This window comes from Hydrogenophaga sp., assembly GCF_028698005.1.
GTDB lineage: Bacteria > Pseudomonadota > Gammaproteobacteria > Burkholderiales > Burkholderiaceae_C > Hydrogenophaga.
On the sequence record NZ_JAQVEJ010000054.1, the window covers coordinates 1 to 15202 of the forward strand.

At 69.4% G+C, this 15202-nt stretch carries 14 protein-coding genes and 1 pseudogene; 10 read left to right on the plus strand and 5 right to left on the minus strand.

Annotated elements, in window-relative coordinates; genetic code table 11:
• The 3 genes from PHQ87_RS07545 to PHQ87_RS07555 form a co-directional block, all read left to right on the plus strand.
• A partial coding sequence (locus tag PHQ87_RS07545; protein ID WP_300232686.1) for a mechanosensitive ion channel occupies nucleotides 1–1326 on the plus strand: 1326 nt, incomplete at its 5' end.
• A gap of 120 nt (nucleotides 1327–1446) precedes the next feature.
• Nucleotides 1447–1590, plus strand: a complete 144-nt coding sequence (locus tag PHQ87_RS07550) for a hypothetical protein (RefSeq protein ID WP_300232688.1) — start codon at nucleotides 1447–1449, stop codon at nucleotides 1588–1590.
• Nucleotides 1591–1997: 407 nt separating this feature from the next.
• On the plus strand, nucleotides 1998–3887 hold the full coding sequence (locus PHQ87_RS07555) for a phosphoenolpyruvate carboxykinase (GTP) (RefSeq protein WP_300232690.1): 1890 nt from the start codon (nucleotides 1998–2000) through the stop codon (nucleotides 3885–3887).
• A gap of 98 nt (nucleotides 3888–3985) precedes the next feature.
• Here the strand turns inward: PHQ87_RS07555 and PHQ87_RS07560 are convergent, their stop codons facing one another.
• On the minus strand, nucleotides 3986–4531 hold the full coding sequence (locus PHQ87_RS07560) for a hypothetical protein (RefSeq protein WP_300232692.1): 546 nt from the start codon (nucleotides 4529–4531) through the stop codon (nucleotides 3986–3988).
• A 123-nt stretch (nucleotides 4532–4654) separates the two neighbouring features.
• Here PHQ87_RS07560 and PHQ87_RS07565 point away from each other — a divergent pair, with 123 nt between their 5' ends.
• Genes PHQ87_RS07565 through PHQ87_RS07575 form a run of 3 tightly spaced genes read left to right on the plus strand, consistent with a single transcriptional unit; the run spans nucleotide 4655 to nucleotide 6954 of the window.
• A complete protein-coding gene (locus PHQ87_RS07565) occupies nucleotides 4655–5614 on the plus strand; it encodes a LysR family transcriptional regulator (RefSeq protein WP_300232694.1) in 960 nt (319 codons plus the stop codon).
• A gap of 21 nt (nucleotides 5615–5635) precedes the next feature.
• Nucleotides 5636–6535, plus strand: a complete 900-nt coding sequence (locus tag PHQ87_RS07570) for a metallophosphoesterase (protein WP_300232696.1) — start codon at nucleotides 5636–5638, stop codon at nucleotides 6533–6535.
• The gene (locus PHQ87_RS07575; RefSeq protein WP_300232698.1) at nucleotides 6532–6954 is read left to right on the plus strand and encodes a universal stress protein; all 423 of its coding nucleotides are present in this window, start codon (nucleotides 6532–6534) and stop codon (nucleotides 6952–6954) included. The genes PHQ87_RS07570 and PHQ87_RS07575 overlap by 4 nt, the downstream gene beginning before the upstream one ends.
• A 37-nt stretch (nucleotides 6955–6991) precedes the next feature.
• Here PHQ87_RS07575 and PHQ87_RS07580 read toward each other — a convergent pair whose 3' ends face one another.
• Nucleotides 6992–7912: a LysR family transcriptional regulator ArgP gene (locus PHQ87_RS07580; RefSeq protein WP_300232700.1), complete on the minus strand. Its 921-nt coding sequence runs from the start codon at nucleotides 7910–7912 to the stop codon at nucleotides 6992–6994.
• A 116-nt stretch (nucleotides 7913–8028) separates the two neighbouring features.
• On the opposite strand from PHQ87_RS07580, the gene PHQ87_RS07585 reads away from it, so the two are divergent.
• Nucleotides 8029–9378: a D-amino acid dehydrogenase gene (locus PHQ87_RS07585; protein ID WP_300232702.1), complete on the plus strand. Its 1350-nt coding sequence runs from the start codon at nucleotides 8029–8031 to the stop codon at nucleotides 9376–9378.
• A 24-nt stretch (nucleotides 9379–9402) separates the two neighbouring features.
• Here PHQ87_RS07585 and PHQ87_RS07590 read toward each other — a convergent pair whose 3' ends face one another.
• Nucleotides 9403–10299, minus strand: coding sequence for a M14 family zinc carboxypeptidase (locus PHQ87_RS07590; protein ID WP_300232704.1), 897 nt, complete (start codon nucleotides 10297–10299; stop codon nucleotides 9403–9405).
• Nucleotides 10300–10338: 39 nt separating this feature from the next.
• Nucleotides 10339–11166 (minus strand): alpha/beta hydrolase, encoded by an 828-nt coding sequence (locus tag PHQ87_RS07595; RefSeq protein WP_300232706.1) that lies wholly within the window; start codon nucleotides 11164–11166, stop codon nucleotides 10339–10341.
• Nucleotides 11167–11286: 120 nt separating this feature from the next.
• Here PHQ87_RS07595 and PHQ87_RS07600 point away from each other — a divergent pair, with 120 nt between their 5' ends.
• From PHQ87_RS07600 to PHQ87_RS07610, 3 genes are all read left to right on the plus strand, one after another.
• Nucleotides 11287–11808 carry a flavin reductase family protein gene (locus tag PHQ87_RS07600; protein ID WP_300232708.1) on the plus strand — a complete coding sequence of 174 codons (522 nt, stop codon included), beginning with the start codon at nucleotides 11287–11289 and terminating at the stop codon, nucleotides 11806–11808.
• Nucleotides 11809–11920: 112 nt separating this feature from the next.
• Nucleotides 11921–12817: a DMT family transporter gene (locus PHQ87_RS07605; protein WP_300232710.1), complete on the plus strand. Its 897-nt coding sequence runs from the start codon at nucleotides 11921–11923 to the stop codon at nucleotides 12815–12817.
• A 15-nt stretch (nucleotides 12818–12832) separates the two neighbouring features.
• Nucleotides 12833–14251 carry an amidase gene (locus PHQ87_RS07610; RefSeq protein WP_300232712.1) on the plus strand — a complete coding sequence of 473 codons (1419 nt, stop codon included), beginning with the start codon at nucleotides 12833–12835 and terminating at the stop codon, nucleotides 14249–14251.
• Here the strand turns inward: PHQ87_RS07610 and PHQ87_RS07615 are convergent.
• Nucleotides 14236–15202: pseudogene (locus tag PHQ87_RS07615) on the minus strand (acetoacetate--CoA ligase); the annotation flags it as partial. The gene PHQ87_RS07610 and the pseudogene PHQ87_RS07615 overlap by 16 nt on opposite strands.

Genomic DNA, 15202 nt, shown 5'->3' on the forward strand with positions numbered 1-15202 from the left:
AGCCTGGGCGCGCTGCGCATCAACGAGCGCTTCGTTCGGCTCACCGGCACCGGGGTCGACATCGAGGGGGCCGTCGGTCTCGGCCTGTTCTGGGTCGTGCTGCTGTTCGCCCTGGTCGCGGTGTTCAACTCGCTCAACCTGGCCACAGTCTCCGGCCCCTTCACCGCCTTCACCACCGAGCTGTTCGCCTATGCCCCGCGCCTGCTGGGCGGGCTGGCGCTGGCGCTGCTGGCCTGGCTGCTGGCCAGCGTGGTGCGCATGGTGTCGCAAAAGCTGCTGGACCGCACCACGCTCGACGAGAAACTCTCCGAGCACGCGGACATGGCACCCATCGGCGAGAGCCTCGCGGGCGCGCTGTTCTGGCTCGTGATCCTGCTGTTCGTGCCCGCGATCCTGGGCGCGCTGGGCCTGCGCGGCCTGCTCGATCCGCTGACGCAAATGCTGACCAAGGCGCTGGACATGCTGCCCAATGCCGTGGCCGCGCTGGTGATCGGTGGCGTCGGCTGGATCCTGGCCACGGTGCTGCGCAACCTGACCACCAACCTCAGCCGCACCGCCGGCATCGACAAGATCGGCCAGCGCGCCGGCATCGGCGAGACGGTGCGGCTGTCCGGCGTGGCCGGCATGCTGGTGTTCGTGGTGGTGTTCGTGCCCTCGCTGATCGCGGCACTCGATGCGCTCAAGATCGAGGCCATCTCCCGGCCCGCCACCGACATGCTGGGCATGATCCTGGAGGCCGTGCCCCACCTGATCGCGGCGGCGCTGATCCTCGTCGTCACCTGGCTGGTGGCCACCTTCGCCAGCCGCCTGCTGGCCAGCCTGCTGGCCACGCTGGGCTTCGACACCCTGCCCGAGCGCATCGGCCTGGGCCATGCCTTCAGCCAGGTCAGCGCCTCGACCTTCGTCGGGCGTGTGGCGCTGTTCTTCGCCATGCTGTTCGCCACCGTCGAGGCGGCCAACCAGCTGGGCTTCGAGCAGGTCGGCGGCATCGTCGAGACCTTCATCCGCTTCGGCGGAGACATCCTGCTGGGCTCGGCCATCCTGATCATCGGCTTCTGGCTGGCCAACGTGGCCTTCACGGCCATCGACCGGGCCGCCGGCCCCAACAGCAAGGGTCTGGCACGCATTGCGCGTTTCGCCATCCTGGCGCTGGTGGTGGCCATGGGCCTGCGCGCCATGGGCATCGCCGACGACATCGTCAACCTGGCCTTCGGCCTGACGCTGGGGGCCATCGCGGTCGCCGTGGCGCTGTCCTTCGGGCTGGGCGGGCGCGAAGCCGCCGGCAAGCTGATGGAGCACTGGCTGTCCAGGTTCAGGAAGGATTGAGGGGCGCCTCCCCTGCGCCCCGGGGTACCCCTGGAATGAAGGTACGCGGGGCGCGTTGGCCGACAATGGACTTCTGACCTAGAATTCCATGAGTTTTGTCAAATATTGCGGAGAACAGCCATGTCGTCCCACCAGCCCACCGATCACCACGAGCAGCCCCAGGATGTGATCGAGGCGATCACGCCCTTCATGCCCGTCGTGCTGCCGGTTGCCGGCGCCGTCCTGATTTTCCTGCTGGCCTTCATTGCCGTGTTCATGGCCTGAAGACAGCCCCCCGGTGCTGCCGCGCGGCGCGCGCGATGCAGCCACCCGACCGAAAGGCCGGCATCCGGACAGGATGACCGGCCTTTTGCGTTCACGGAGCCCCCTGGCAGGCCACCTTGCACCAAGGCGGTGCAGCATCAGGTTATGCAAGGTACGCATGCCGGAGGCCCGCCGCTCGGCATGCCCCTTTCATAGAATCGATTTTCTGGCCAGGATCAGGGGTGCCTGCCGGGTGATGTCGGCCGGTTCCTGGCGTTTTTTGCGCCGCGCCACCCACACGCGCCACCTCCGGACACCGGCCGACCGTTCCCGCCAGGAGACCTGCACCAGCCGCCGGCCCGCCCCCTGCGTGGCAGTGGCTGTTGGTGTCTTGTGCATCCGTCGCTTTCATACTCTGGAGCCCCTCGATGAACTCACCGGCCATGCAGGGCCTGCGCCTGAACACACCCCCCTACGTCAAACACGCCCGGCTGATCGCCTGGGTGGCCGACATGGCCGCGTTGTGCCAACCCGACCAGGTGGTCTGGTGCGATGGCAGTCAGGAAGAGTACGACCGCCTGTGCCAGGCGCTGGTCGATGCGGGCACCTTCCTCCCGCTCAATCCGGCCAAGCGCCCGGGCAGTTTCCTGGCCCGTACCGACCCGTCGGACGTGGCGCGTGTGGAAGACCGCACCTTCATCTGCTCCGAACGCCAGGAAGACGCCGGCCCCACCAACAACTGGATGGCCCCGACCGAGATGCGCAACATCCTGCAAACCGGCGAGCAGGCCCTGTTCAAGGGCTGCATGCGGGGCCGCACGATGTATGTCGTGCCCTTCAGCATGGGACCGCTGGGCTCGCACATCGCGCACATCGGCATCGAGCTGACCGACAGCCCCTACGTGGTGGTCAGCCAGAAGCTCATGACCCGCATGGGCAAGGCCGTGTTCGACGTGCTCGGCAACGATGGCGCCTTCGTGCCCTGCATGCACTCCGTGGGCGCCCCCCTGGCCGAGGGCGAGAAGGACCAGACCAACTGGCCGTGCAACCCGACCACCAAGTACATCGTGCACTATCCCGAGACGCGCGAGATCTGGTCCTACGGCTCGGGCTATGGCGGCAATGCGCTGCTGGGCAAGAAGTGTTTCGCACTGCGCATCGCCAGCACCATGGGGCGTGACCAGGGCTGGCTGGCCGAGCACATGCTGATCCTGGGCGTGACCAACCCCGAGGGTCGCAAGTACCACGTGGCGGCCGCCTTCCCCAGCGCCTGCGGCAAGACCAACTTTTCCATGCTGGTGCCGCCCGAGGCGGCCTTTGCCGGCTGGAAGGTGACCACCATCGGCGACGACATCGCCTGGATCAAGCCGCACGCCGACGGCCGCATGTACGCCATCAACCCCGAGGCGGGCTACTTCGGCGTCGCCCCCGGCACCAACCTGCACACCAACCCGAACTGCATGCGTTCGCTCGACCGCGACGTCATCTTCACCAACGTGGCGCTGACCGACGACGGCGATGTCTGGTGGGAGGGCATGGAAAAGGACAGCGGCGTGCTGCCCGAGCACCTGATCGACTGGCAGGGCAAGGACTGGACACCCCAGATCGCCAGGGAAACCGGCGCCAAGGCCGCCCACCCGAACTCGCGCTTCACGGTGGCCGCCACCAACAACCCGGCGCTCGACCCGCAATGGGACGACGCCGAGGGCGTGCCCATCGATGCCTTCATCTTCGGTGGCCGGCGCTCGACCACCGTGCCGCTGGTGACCGAGGCCCGCAACTGGACCGAGGGCGTCTACATGGCCGCGACCATGGGCTCCGAAACCACCGCCGCCGCCTTCGGCGCCCAGGGCGTGGTGCGCCGCGACCCGTTCGCGATGCTGCCCTTCTGCGGCTACAACATGAGCGATTACTTCCAGCACTGGCTGGATACCGGCGCCCGGCTCCAGGCCCAGGGCCACGCACTGCCCAGGATCTACTGCGTCAACTGGTTCCGCAAGGACGCCGATGGCAAGTTCGTCTGGCCGGGCTACGGTGACAACATGCGCGTGCTCAAGTGGATGATCGACCGCATCGAGGGCCAGGCGCAGGGTCAGGACACGCTGTTCGGCGTGGCGCCCACCTACGGCGAAATCAACTGGACCGGCCTGGACTTCAGCCCCGCCCAGTTCCAGCAGGTCACCAGCATCGACCACAGCGCCTGGGAGGCCGAGTTCAAGCTGCACGACACGCACTTCGAGCAACTGGCCTACCACCTGCCGCCCGCCCTGTCGCAAACCAAGGACGCGCTGGAAAAGCGCTTGGCCGAAACGGTCTGACCGGGCGCAAGGCCCGCCAGGGCCCGGCTGCCAGCAAAAATGAAAAAGCCACCGCGATGGGTGGCTTTTTTGTGGCGGCCCGGCTACCGGGCAGTGGCTCAGAACAGGGCCCTGCCGCTGGCACGGCGGGCCAGACGCTCCATCGCCTCGGCCGTCCGCGGTGCCGGTGCGGGCCTGGCCTTGGCCACCGGACCCTCCATGCCCAGGGGTGCCAGGGCCTCGTCGAAACTGCCACCGTCGTTGCGCTGGCGGGCGGCCTCCAGTTCGCGCATGAGGCGGGGATCCTGCCGGGCCATGGCCCACAGGCGGGCGTCGGCGCGGCGCTCGGCCTGCACCCGGGACCACTGGTCGAGCCGCACCAGCAACGAGCCGGCGGCACGGCGGGCCACGTCGGCGAACAGCGCCATGCCGGCGAACACAACGGCCCACAGGACCACCCAGGCCAGCAGCAGGTGGCCATCGGCCCAGGTGCTGATCAGGCGATCGGCGATCACGACCAGCGAGGCAACGACCGCGGCCAGCAGCAAGGCAGCCAGGCCGCGTGCGCCACTGCGGCGCTGCGGCGCGGATGGGACGCCACCCCGCCCGGCCACGGCATGGCGATGACCCAGGGGACGGGGAAAGGTGGTTTGAACGGTACTCATGACGGATCTCCCAACACTGACAACGCAGCAGACAGAGGGCGCGGTGCGCCGATGCCCGAATGCTAGGGATTTCCCTGATGTCATGCCAATTTATTTTTATGATGAATACCATTCACATTTGATATGAATGATCGCAATTTCCTCACCCTCGACCTGAACCTGCTGCGGGTGTTCGACGAGGTCATGGCCGAACGCAACCTGACCCGTGCCGCCAGCCATCTGGCCATGACGCAGCCGGCCGTGAGCAATGCGCTGCGGCGCCTGCGCGAGACACTGGGGGACGAACTGGTGCGCCGCAGCGGCTACGGCATCGAACCCACGCCGCTGGCCGAGGCCATCTGGCCCAAGGTGCGCGACGCCCTGGCGCAGTTGCGCGACACGCTCGCGCCGGGGGACTTCGACCCGGCGCGCGCCCACACCGCCTTCGTGCTCGCCATGGCCGATGCAACGGCGGCCATGATCGTGCCGGGTCTGGTGCACATCCTCGAGCACGAGGCGCCCGGGGTGAACCTGCGCATCGTGCCGCTGACCACACGCGACCCGCGCGAACTGCTGGCCTCCGGCTCGGCCGATCTGGCCATCGGCCACTTCCCCGGCGTGGTGGCCGAGCTCTCGGCGGTGCATCTGCAGGAAACGGTGCCACGCTATTACCACCAGCGGCTGTACGACGGCGAGTACATGGTGGTGATGCGCAAGGACCATCCGCTGGCCCGGCAACCGCTGGATCTGGACAGCTACTGCGCCGCACGGCACCTGCTGGTGAGCTTCTCCGGCCGGCCTTACGGTTTCGTCGACGAGGCCTTGACCGCCCTGGAGCGTCAGCGGCGCGTGGTGCTGACGGTCAACCAGTTCTTCACCGCCGGCCGGGTGGTGGCCACCACCGACCTGCTCACGGTGCTGCCGCGCCACTTCATCGGCGCCACCGGCATGGCGCACGAGCTGGCCTGGCAGGACCTGCCACTGTCGGTGCCTCCGGTGCACGTGGACGCCCTGTGGCACCGGCAGACCATTCACCACAGCGCGCACCGCTGGCTGCGCCAGGCGATTGCGCGGGCATCGGCACACGGTTTCGGTCGCGATTGATTCACCGGTGACAATGCCGCCATGCGCATCCAGTTGCTCAGCGATCTCCACTTCGAGGCCAACCCCGGGTTCGTGCCCGAGCCGGCCCCCGATGCCGACCTGCTGGTGCTCGCGGGTGACGTGGGCTCCTACCAGCCGCGCCGCGACGGCAGCGTGATGCCCGAGCCCGATTGGGGCCTGCGGCGCTTTGCAGCCGGCCGCTGGCCGGTGCCGGTGCTGTACGTGCCCGGCAACCACGAGTACGACGCCATCGATGTCGACGCCGGCCATGCCGCGCTGCGCGAGACCTGCCGGCGCCTGGGCATCATCTGGCTGGAGCGCACGTGCACCGTGCTCGGCGGTGTGCGCTTTGTCGGCACCACGCTCTGGAGCGATTACGACGCGCTGGCCGACGCCGGCCGCCGCCAGCCCGGCGAGACCGTGGCGAGCCACCGCCTGCGTCAGCGCGACAAGGCTTTTCGGGCCGCCAATTTCTACCTGGAGAAGATGAATGGCCGCCGGCATGGGCGCCTGTTCGATGCCGAGGCCATGCGTGTGCTGGGGATCGAATGCCAGGACTGGCTGCGCGCCGCGCTGGCCGAGCCCTTCAACGGACCGACCGTGGTCGTCACCCATTTCGCGCCCACGCTGCACAGCGCCGATCCGCGCTACGGGCTGACGCCGGGCACCGCGGGCTTCTGCAACGCGCTGGACGGCTTGCTGCCGCTGGCCGACCTGTGGCTGCACGGCCACCTGCACTGCGCCACCGACCTGCGCGTGGGCCGCTGCCGCATCGTCGCCAATCCGCTGGGCTACGCGGCCAAAGGGGAACAGGCCACCTTCAGCCCCAGGCTGACCATTCCTGTCGACACGCAGGACGGCACCGGCGCCGCCAGCGCTTACACTGGAGCGCTGGACCATTCATCCGGAGATTCACCATGAAGATTCTGCTCGCCGTGGACGGCAGTGCATACACCAAGAAGATGCTGGCCTACCTGACCACCCACCTGGAGGTCTTCAACGCCCAGAGCGAGTTCACCGTGTTCACGGTGCAGATGCCCCTGCCGCCGCGGGCCCGTGCCGCCGTCGGCGCCGAGGTGGCCAACAGCTACTACGCCGAGGAATCCGCCAAGGTGACCGAGCCGGTGCTCAAGTTCCTGGGCCGGCACGGCATTGAGGCCAAGGTGGTCACCAAGGTCGGCTCCCCGGGCGAACTCATCGCCAAGACCGCCGACACCGGCAAGTACGACCTCGTGATCATGGGCTCGCACGGCCACAGCGCGCTGGGCAACCTCGTGATGGGTTCGGTGGCGACCAAGGTGCTGGCCAACTGCAAGACGCCCGTGCTGCTGGTGCGCTGAAGGCCGGGGTGGCCCGTCCGGGGCGCATGCCCCGTCCTCAGACGGCCATCGGACCGAGCACGCGCGAGGCGGCCTCGCGCAGCGCCTCGGTCAGTGACTGCAGCACATCGGACTGCAGGTTCCAGCAGTGCCAGTACAGGGTCACGCCCAAACGATGGCGGGGCAGCAACTGCACCAGCTCGCCCTTGCCAAGCGCCTCGCGCACGCCCAGTTCGGGCACCACGGTAATGCCCCAGCCGGCCCGCGCCGCACGGATCTGCCCTTCGCTCGAGGGCACGAACAGCTGCTTGAGCATCACGCGCGGCAGGCCGAAGGCACGCGCCACAAACTCGTGCTGCAGGTGGTCCTTGCGGTTGAAGGCCAGAAAGGGCAGCCGGGGGAAGTTGTGCGCCGTCAACCCCTGCGGGCAGTGGGTATCGACAAAAGCGCGCGAGGCCACGGCCACGTAGTCCATCACGCCCAGCGGCTCGACCCGGCAGCCGCGCAGGGCCTGCCCCAGCGACGTCACACAACCGAGCACCTGGCCCTCGCGCAGCCACTCGTGGGTGAAATCCTGGTCGTCGGTGATGATTTCGATCGGCAGGCCGGCCTGGGCCAGCGAACTGAGCGCGGGCAATGCCCAGGTGGCGATGCTGTCGGCGTTGATGGCCACCGAAATGCGCTCCTCATGGCGCCCGCCGCCCACCGAACTGGGCGCCAGCTCGCGCAGGTCGCGTTCGAGATCGGTGCGCAGCAGCCGCATCATCTTGGCGTGCTTGAGCATGAGCTGCCCGGCCGGCGTGGGCTTGAGCGGGCGGCTGCGCACGATCAGCACGGTGCCGACCTGCGCCTCCAGGGCGCGCAGGCGCTGCGAGACGGCCGACTGGGTGATCGACAGGCGTTGGGCGGCGCGCTCGAAGCCCCCCTCTTCCACAATGGCCGCCAGGCATTCCAGGGCGTCGGGATCGAATGTGCTCATGCCGTCCTAAATATTAGACAAACTGATGAAATTCATTTTCAGTTAATCTTGCTTCACTTGTGAAGGGGTTTTCCCCATACTTCCCGCCATGTCCCTTTCTTGATCTGGAGCAGGTTATGCGGGTGGTGGTACTGGGTGCGGGTGTCATTGGTGTGAATACGGCGTGGCAACTGCTGCAGCGTGGGCACGAGGTCACGCTGGTCGACCGCCAGGACGAGGCGGCGCAGGAGACCAGCTTCGGCAACGCGGCGCAGATTTCGGTGAGCTACTGCGAGCCCTGGGCCAACCGCGAGGCGCCGCTGAAGGCGCTCAAGTGGTTGTTCAACCCCGAGGGGCCACTGAAGTTCCGCCCCCAGCTCGATCCCGAGCAGTGGCGCTGGGGCCTGCAATTTCTGGGCCAGTGCAACGATGCCGCCTTCGAGCGCAACGTCGCGCAACTGGTGGCCCTGGGCAGCTACAGCCACGCCGCGCTCAAGGAAATCGTGGCCGAGACCGGCATGACGTTCAACCGCCTGACCCGGGGCATCGCGCACTACTACACCGACGCGCGCGCCTTCGACGAGGCCGGCACGGCGGCGGAACTGATGCGGCGCCATGGCGTCAACCGCCGCGTGGTCGACCGGGACGAGCTGCTGCGCATCGAGCCGGCCCTGCGCGCCTTCGGCGAGCGCATCGTCGGTGGCACCTACACCGACAGCGACGAGTCGGGCGACTGCCGCGTCTTCACCCAGCAGCTCGCTGCCCTGTGCGAGGCGCGCGGCATGCGCGCGCTCATGGGCCACGACATCGAGCGCCTGTACACCGAGGGCGGCGAACTCAGCGGCGTGCGCGTGCGCAGCCGGCACACCGGCCAGGCCGAGGAACTCAAGGCCGATGCCTACGTCGTGGCCTGCGGCTCGTACACCACCGCGCTGCTGCGCCAGGTGGGCGTGCGCGTGCCCATCTACCCGGGCAAGGGCTACAGCGCCACGCTGCGCCTGCTGCGACCCGAGGCCGCGCCCGTCGTCAGCCTGCTCGACGACGGCCTGAAGGTGGCCATCTCGCGCCTGGGCGAGCACCTGCGCATCGCCGGCACCATCGAACTGGGTGGTTTCGATCTGTCGCTGGACACGCCGCTGGCACGCGCCCGCGCCCGCATGCTCACGCGCCGCATCGAGCAGGTGTTCCCCGGGGTGGCCGACACGCGCACGCCGGAGGAAGGGGGCGATCCCCAGTTCTGGTGCGGCCTGCGCCCGGCGACGCCGACCAACATCCCGCTGATTGGCCGCACCCGTGTGCGCCGGCTGTGGATCAACGCCGGCCACGGCACGCTGGGCTGGACGCACAGTGCCGGCTCGGGCAAGGCCATGGCCGAACTGATCAGCGGCCAGACACCGGCCATGCCCTTCCGCTTCTGTGGTTTCGACGTGGCCCGCGCGGCCACGGGCGCCCGGCTCCCGGGTCTGAGCCCGGTCACGCGGGCCTGACGCACCGCGGCGGCCCGGGCCGGTTCAGCCTGCCCGGTGCGGTGCGCGAAACGGCGCCGCCGGCTGCACACCGGCCGGTGGCATGACCCGCTCGTCCATCCAGCGCAGCAGGTCCAGCCACATCTGGCGCATCTCGGCGTCCAGCGGCGTGCGGATGGCGCTGGACAGTTCGATGGTGACCACGGGCATGCCCTTGTGCACGCCACCGTAGTTGCCCAGGCTGCCCGGGAAGATCCCGACCTGGTCCAGGTACAGGCGCCCCAGCCGCTTCGGCGGCACCGTCGGACCGTCGAAATCCAGCACGCCATAGGGCGCATGGATGCTGACGATCAGATCGGGCTGGAAGCGCTCCATTTCGTCGTGAAAGAACTGCGTCTCGGGTTCGGACAGCGGGCGCGGGCCGGGCCAGCGGCGCGGGTCCTTGCGGGTGCGCTTCTCCCAGTAGATCCTGGCCTGCCGCTCCCAGTCGGGTGTGGGGAAGTTCCGGTTGAGATCGACCCCGTTGGCGTTCATGCGCCGGGCCGGCCGCCGCATCAGGCCGTCCGGGTTGAGCGCCGGAATGAAGCGCCAGTGCGCACTGGCCGGGATCTCCTGGGCGAACTGGATCCAGTGCAGCACCACGGACGACGAGGACAGCTCGTCACCGTGCATGCCGCCGACCACCAGCACCCGCAGGCGCGGCTCGGGCGCGACAACATCGCGCGCATGGATGGTGCGCCCCTGGACACTGCGGCCGAAGGTCGGCTGCAGCCGGGCCGCCGCGCACAGCGGCGCCTTCACGTTGGGCAGGCGCGCCACGAACTCGGCGCAGGGATCGACGTAGGCGCGCGTCCAGGGCGGACCGCCATCGGCGGCCGCTGCCAAGCCGGCCAGCGCCATGCCCAGGGACGCCAGTCCCAGGCGCAAAAAACAGGAAGTCATCCGGATATTCTAAAAAGCCGGCCGCACAGGCCCGCGGTCTCAGTGCAGGCCCTGGCGCACCGGCCGGACCGGCTCACGCAGGAAGTCCAGCAGCAGGCGGTCGAAGGCATCGGGGTTTTCCAGTTGCATCAGGTGGCCGATGCCGGGCATCTCGGCGTAGCGCGCCTGCGGGATGTCGTCCGCCATGGCCCGCATGACCGCCGGTGCGGCCACGCGGTCGAACTCGCCCGCCACCAGCAGCGCGGGCACGCGGATCTGCGCCAGCGCAGCGCGGCGGTCGAAGGTCAGCAGGCATTCGAGCGCCCGCCGGTAGGTGGCCGCCGGGACACCCGCCATGCAGTGCTCGGCCAGGCGCAGACCCTCGGGCAGCGCGCCCGGGCCGACCATGCGCGGGATGAGCTGCGTCGCCACCTCGGCCATGCTGCGGCCGGCCATCAGCGGTGCCAGGCGCTCGTCGATGAAGCGCCGCGACCAGGCCTCGGCCGGGCCGGTGCCATCCGGCCGCCGGCCGAAGGACGCCGAGGTGCCGCACAGCACGAGCTTGCGAACCTTGTCGGGCCGGCGTGCGACCACCTCCTGTGCCACCATCCCGCCCATGCTGTGGCCGACCAGCACGACCGTGTCCTCCCGCTCGCTGGACAGCGCATCGATCAGGCGGATGCAGCTTTCGGCCAGGCCCTTGAAGGTGTAGGGCTCGATCGGCGCGCTGTGGCCGTAACCGGGCATGTCCCAGGCGACCGCGCGGTAGCCGACCTCGGCCAGGGTTTCGAGCTGCGGGGCGAAGGCCAGGTGGCCGCCGCCAATGCCATGGAGCATGAGCACGGTCGGTCCGTCGCCCAGGGTGCTGAAGGTGGGAATGGTGGACATGGGTACAGGCACCGCGCCGGTGGTCACCCTCGGCACGGGATGGCTTTGCATTTCACCGAGAATGGCGGTCTTTCGTTGACGATCCATGCCATTGTCATCCATCGCCCGATTCCGCTGCGCATGTCCCCCGCCCGCTCCGCCGGCCATACGGCCCGCCCACCCGATTTTTCATCCCAGGCATTCCGCGCCGCGCTGGGCATGTTCGCCACGGGGGTGACCATCGTGACGGCCCGCACGGTCGAGGGCGCTCTGGTGGGACTGACCGCCAGCTCGTTCAACTCGGTATCGCTGCAGCCACCGCTGGTGCTGTGGAGCCTGTCGCGCACGGCGGGCTCGATGGCGACCTTCTCCAACGGGCGGCACTACGCCATCAACGTGCTGGCCGCCGACCAGCAGGCGCTGGCCGAGCGCTTTGCCATGCGCGGCACCGACCGCTGGGCCGGGGTGGGCTTCACCGAGGGCGTCAGCGGCGCGCCGCTGCTCGATGGTGCCGTCGCCAGTTTCGAGTGTTTCAACCGCAGCCAGTACGCCGAGGGCGATCACATCATCTTCGTGGGCGAGGTCGAACGCTGCAGGCACCGCCCCAACGCCCCGCCGCTGCTGTACCACGGCGGGCGCTTTTACACCGAGCACCCCCTGTAGCCCCCGTCGGCACCGGACAGCGCGCCGGGCAGACCAGACCGCGACAGCAGGAAAACGCCGTCCCGGCTACCATCGGCGGCCACATCGCAGCCGAGCCGGCGAAGACACCTCCATGACCGACCGCAAGCACCATCTCGACCCCCTGGCCGTCACCCTGCTGGTGGCCTGCTGCGCCTTCTGGGGCTTCCAGCAGATCCTGATCAAGCTCGCAAGCCGCGAGATGGCACCGCTGTGGCAGGCCAGCATCCGCATGGTGGGCGCCACCGTCCTGCTGTGGCTGTGGTGCCGCTGGCGTGGCGTGGCCCTGTTCGCGCGCGACGGCACGCTGGGTGCCGGCCTGCTGGCCGGGCTGCTGTTCGCGGGCGAATTCGTCTGCATCTACCTGGGGCTGCAACACACCAGCGTCTCGCGACTGACGGTGTTCCTGTACACCAGTCCGTTCGTGGTGGCCTTGCTGGTGCCACGCGTGATCCCGAGCGAGACGCTGCGGCGCATCCAGTGGGTCGGCCTGGTGCTGGCCTTCTCCGCCGTTGCCGTCGCCTTCAGCGAGGGCTTCCTGCACCATTCCCCGGTGGCGGGCCAGTGGAAGGGCGACGCCATGGGACTGGCCGGGGGCGTGCTGTGGGGCCTGACCACGCTGACCATCCGCGCCAGCCGGCTGGCCACGGCCAGCGCCGAAAAAACCCTGTTCTACCAGTTGGCCGTGACGGCGCTGGTGTGCCCGCTGCTGTCGCTGGCACTGGGCGAAACCTGGGGCTGGGACTATTCGGCCCTGGCCTGGGGCTCGGTCTTCCTGCAGACCGCGGTGGGCGCGTTCGCCAGCTACCTGGTCTGGATGTGGATGCTGCGCCATTACCCGGCCACCCACATCTCCACCTTCACCTTCCTCACGCCGGTGTTCGCGCTGGTGTTCGGTGTGCTGCTGCTGGGTGAGCCGCCGACCGCGCAACTGATCATCGCGCTGGCGGCCGTGGCCACGGGGATCGTGCTGGTCAGCCGGCGGAGCTGATGCCATGATGCGCGCATGAACACGGCCTTGCACGCCCTCTCCGCCCTTGAACTGGTCGCCGGCTACCGCAGCGGCGCCCTCTCGCCGGTCGAGGTGACCCGCGCGATCCTCGCGCACATCGACCGCTGCGAACCGGTGCTGCAAGCCACCTACGCGCTCGATGCCGATGTGGCGCTGGCCATGGCCCGGGCATCCGAGGCACGCTGGCAGGCAGGCCGGCCCATCGCGCTGCGCGGCGTGTGCATCGACGGCGTGCCGGTGACGATCAAGGAGAACATCGCCACGCGCGGCGTACCGGTGCCGCTGGGCACGGCGGCCACCGCACTGGTGCCGGCCGCCCAGGACGCGCCGCCGGCGGCGCGCCTGCGCGAGGCCGGCGCGGTGTTCCTGGCCAAGACCACCATGCCCGAGTTCGGCATGCTCTCGTCCGGGCTGTCGAGCTTCCACCCGCTCACGCGCAACCCCTGGAACACCGCCATGAACCCGGGTGGCTCCAGCGCCGGCGCGGGCGCGGCGGCCGCGGCCGGATACGGCCCGCTGCACATCGGCACCGACATCGGCGGCTCGGTGCGCCTGCCGGCGGCCTGGTGCGGACTGGCCGGCCTCAAGCCCAGCCTGGGCCGGGTGCCGATCGACCCGCCCTACATGGGCCGCTGCGCCGGCCCGATGACCCGCACCGTGGCCGACGCCGCGCTGATGATGGCGGTGCTCGCGCAGCCCGATGCACGCGACCACATGAGCCTGCCGCCCGCCGACATCGACTGGATGGACCTGGACGCGCTGGACCTGCGCGGTTTGCGCCTGGGCCTGTGGCTGGACGCCGGTTGCGGCCTGCCTGCCGATCCGCAGGTGACGCAGGCCGTGGAAGACGCTGCCCGGCTGTTCGAGGCCGCCGGCGCCATCGTCGAGCCCGTGCGTCCGTGGATGACCGACGAGATGCTGCAGGGCATGGACCGCTTCTGGCGCATCCGCGCGGCCTGCGACCTGCAGGCCATGGGCCCGGAGCAGCGCGAGCGCATCCTGCCCATCGTGCGCACCTGGGCCGAAGGCGGGTTCGGCCACAGTGGCGAACAGGCCTTTGCCGCCTACACGCAAACGCAGGTCATCCGCGCCGCCACGGTTGCCGCGACCCTGCCCTTCGACTACGTGCTCTCGCCGGTGTCACCCAACACCGCCTTCCCGGCCGAATGGGCCTATCCGTCCAACGACGTCGCACGCGCCATGGACCACATCGGCTACACCGTGCCCTTCAGCATGAGCGAGCAGCCCGCCATGTCCATCGCCGGCGGCCACGACCACCACGGTGTCCCCATCGGCCTGCAGATCGCCGGGCGGCGCTTCGACGACCTGGGCGTGCTGCGCATGGCGCGCGCCTTCGAGCGCCTGCGCCCCGAACAGCGCCCCTGGCCGATGGCGCCTCAGGCCGTCGCCTGAGCGCGCTGCGCCGCGAACGCCACGTACCAGTCCAGGCAGCCCGGATTGGCCATGGCCTCCCGGTTGATGACCTTCTCCAGCGGCTGGCCCAGCAGCAGCTTCTTGATCGGCAGCTCCTGCTTCTTGCCCGAGAGCGTGCGCGGCACCTCGGCCACCTGGACGATCTCGTCAGGCACGAAGCGCGGCGAGAGCGACTCGCGCACCACCTGCCGGATGCGCTCGCGCAGCGCCTCGTCCAGCGTGAGTCCGGGACGCAGCACCACGAACAGCGGCATGTAGCTGGGCCGGCCCAGGTACTCCAGGTCCACCACCAGCGAATCGAGCACCTCGGGCAGCGCCTCGACCGCGCTGTACAGCTCGCTGGTGCCCATGCGCAGCCCGTGGCGGTTGATGGTCGCATCACTGCGGCCATAGATCACGCAGGAGCCGTCGGGGAAGATGCGCAGCCAGTCGCCGTGGCGCCAGACGGCACCGGCCTCGGGACCGAGGTCACCACCGCCCGGGCGCCGGCCCTGGCCTGGTGGGTACATGTCGAAGTAGCTGCCAATCAGTCGCTCATGGTGGGGGTCGCCCACGAAGTACAGCGGCATCGACGGGAGGGGCTGGGTACAGACGAGCTCGCCCACGGCATCGATGATGGGCCGTCCCTGCTCGTCCCAGGCCTCCACGGCGGCACCGAGCTGCCGGCACTGCATGCGCCCGGGCGTCTGCGGCAGGCCGCGCACGCCGCCGATGAACGCCCCGGCGAAGTCGGTGCCGCCCGAGATGTTGCACCACCAGATATCGCCCCCACGCTCCACCGCTTCGCGGGTCGCTGCCCCCCAGGGGGGCTGATCCGGCTTGGGACGGCCCGGCGCCGGATCGCCACCCCCACGCTCCACCGCTTCGCGGGTCGCTGCCCCCCAGGGGGGCTGATCCGGCTTGGGGCGGCCCGGCGCCGGATCGCCACCC

Coding starts and splice junctions, on each gene's coding strand:
- PHQ87_RS07550 (WP_300232688.1), top strand. CDS start 1,447: ATGTCGTCCCACCAGCCCACCGATCACCACGAGCAGCCCCAGGATGTG.
- PHQ87_RS07555 (WP_300232690.1), top strand. CDS start 1,998: ATGAACTCACCGGCCATGCAGGGCCTGCGCCTGAACACACCCCCCTAC.
- PHQ87_RS07560 (WP_300232692.1), bottom strand. CDS start 4,531: ATGAGTACCGTTCAAACCACCTTTCCCCGTCCCCTGGGTCATCGCCAT.
- PHQ87_RS07565 (WP_300232694.1), top strand. CDS start 4,655: ATGAATGATCGCAATTTCCTCACCCTCGACCTGAACCTGCTGCGGGTG.
- PHQ87_RS07570 (WP_300232696.1), top strand. CDS start 5,636: ATGCGCATCCAGTTGCTCAGCGATCTCCACTTCGAGGCCAACCCCGGG.
- PHQ87_RS07575 (WP_300232698.1), top strand. CDS start 6,532: ATGAAGATTCTGCTCGCCGTGGACGGCAGTGCATACACCAAGAAGATG.
- PHQ87_RS07580 (WP_300232700.1), bottom strand. CDS start 7,912: ATGAGCACATTCGATCCCGACGCCCTGGAATGCCTGGCGGCCATTGTG.
- PHQ87_RS07585 (WP_300232702.1), top strand. CDS start 8,029: ATGCGGGTGGTGGTACTGGGTGCGGGTGTCATTGGTGTGAATACGGCG.
- PHQ87_RS07590 (WP_300232704.1), bottom strand. CDS start 10,299: ATGACTTCCTGTTTTTTGCGCCTGGGACTGGCGTCCCTGGGCATGGCG.
- PHQ87_RS07595 (WP_300232706.1), bottom strand. CDS start 11,166: ATGTCCACCATTCCCACCTTCAGCACCCTGGGCGACGGACCGACCGTG.
- PHQ87_RS07600 (WP_300232708.1), top strand. CDS start 11,287: ATGTCCCCCGCCCGCTCCGCCGGCCATACGGCCCGCCCACCCGATTTT.
- PHQ87_RS07605 (WP_300232710.1), top strand. CDS start 11,921: ATGACCGACCGCAAGCACCATCTCGACCCCCTGGCCGTCACCCTGCTG.
- PHQ87_RS07610 (WP_300232712.1), top strand. CDS start 12,833: ATGAACACGGCCTTGCACGCCCTCTCCGCCCTTGAACTGGTCGCCGGC.